Genomic DNA, 1592 nt, shown 5'->3' with positions numbered 1-1592 from the left:
AGGCCAGAGGGCCCACCATCGCGAAGGAGACCCCCCGCAGGTACCCGCCCACCACGTACAGGTCCACCTGTGGAATCCCGGCCAGCTCCGTGGCATGGGTCAGGGCGTTGGTGAACGCCTTGACGTGCGACGGCGCGCGGTCTTTGAGGGCGCGGACGATCTCCATGGTCGTGGTGCCGTTCCCGATGAACACGGCCATGCCGTCCTCGATGAGCGCGGCAGCACGGCGCCCGATGCGGCGCTTCTCCTCGAGGTTGAGCGACGCCTTTTCATGGTAGGACGGTTCAGCCGCAAGTTGCTCCTTGACCATCGCCCCACCGTGGACCCGCAACAGGTGCCCCCGACGGGCAAGGGCATCGAGATCGTTGCGGATGGTCATGGGGGACACGGAGTGGATCCTGGCCAGCTCAGACGTGCGCACCGCCCCCAGCTCCCGCACCCGCTCCAGGATGAGGCGGCGACGGTGCTCCGTGAGCGAGCGGTTGTCATTCTTTTCCATACCTTTCTATAGTTAGCACAAGGTAACACATTGTAGGCCCGTCCGGTCCCCCTGTCAAGGGGAGCCCTTGGGTACGGCTGGCCGAGGCGGGCGGCGCCGGCTATCCTCCGGCCGGTGAACTTGAACGTGCACACGCGGGCGTTCCGGGCGGCCAAGGGAGAGGGCCCGGCTGAGCTTCTCCTGCGGCGGGCCCGGGTGCTGGACGTGTTCTCCGGGGCGTTCTTCCCCGGGGACGTGGCGGTGGCCGACGGCCGTATCGTCGGGTTTGGGGCCACCGAGGCGGAGGAGATCGTCGACCTCGCCGGGGCGTGGCTCGTCCCGGGGTTCATCGACGCCCACGTCCACATCGAGAGCTCGCGCCTCTCCCCGCCTGAGTTCGCCCGGGCCGTGCTCCCCCACGGGACCACGGCGGTGATCGCCGACCCCCACGAAATCGCCAATGTCCTGGGCCGGGAGGGGGTCCGGTACATGCTGGACGCCACCCGGGATCTGCCCCTGCGGGCGCTCTTCCTGGCCCCGTCCTGCGTCCCAGCGAGCCCGCTGGAGACGGCCGGGGCGGAACTGGCCGCCCGGGACCTCGCGGAGTTGCTCTCTTGGGACCGCATCCTCGGCCTCGCGGAGGTCATGAACTTCCCCGGGGTGCTGGCCGGCGACCCCGACCTCTGGGCCAAGCTCGAGGCAGCCCGGGGCCGCCCGATCGACGGCCACGCCCCGGGGCTCTCCGGGTCTGCCCTGTGGGCCTACATCCTTGCCGGACCGCGCACCGACCACGAGTGCACTTCCCTCGCCGAGGCCGCGGAGAAGCTGCGGGCCGGGATGCACGTCCTCATCCGCGAGGGGACCACGGCCCGGAACCTCTCCGCCCTGCTCCCCCTCCTCACCGCCCGGTCCGCCCCGTTCGTCCACCTCTGCACCGACGACCGGGAGCCGGAAACCCTCCTCTCGGAAGGGCACATGGACGACGTCCTGCGGAAGGCCATCGCGGGCGGCGTCCCCCCGGAGGTCGCGATCGCCTGCGCCACGGTCCACACCGCCCGGGCGTACGGGATCCCGAACCTCGGGGCGATCGCCCCCGGCTACGCTGCCGACCTCG

At 70.8% G+C, this 1592-nt stretch carries 1 protein-coding gene and 1 pseudogene; one reads left to right on the top strand and one right to left on the bottom strand.

Annotated elements, in window-relative coordinates:
• Positions 1-73: 73 nt before the first annotated feature.
• Positions 74-499 (bottom strand): annotated as a pseudogene (locus NUV94_06615) (DeoR/GlpR family DNA-binding transcription regulator).
• 114 nt (positions 500-613) lie between these two features.
• On the opposite strand from NUV94_06615, the gene NUV94_06610 reads away from it, so the two are divergent.
• Positions 614-1592 (top strand): amidohydrolase family protein (locus NUV94_06610; protein ID MCR4392423.1); only part of this gene is annotated, 979 nt, incomplete at its 3' end.

The organism is Candidatus Acetothermia bacterium, from assembly GCA_024653305.1.
GTDB lineage: Bacteria > Bipolaricaulota > Bipolaricaulia > Bipolaricaulales > Bipolaricaulaceae > JACIWI01.
Note: the sequence above shows the minus strand (reverse complement) of the source record. Positions and strands in the feature narration are given on the sequence as shown.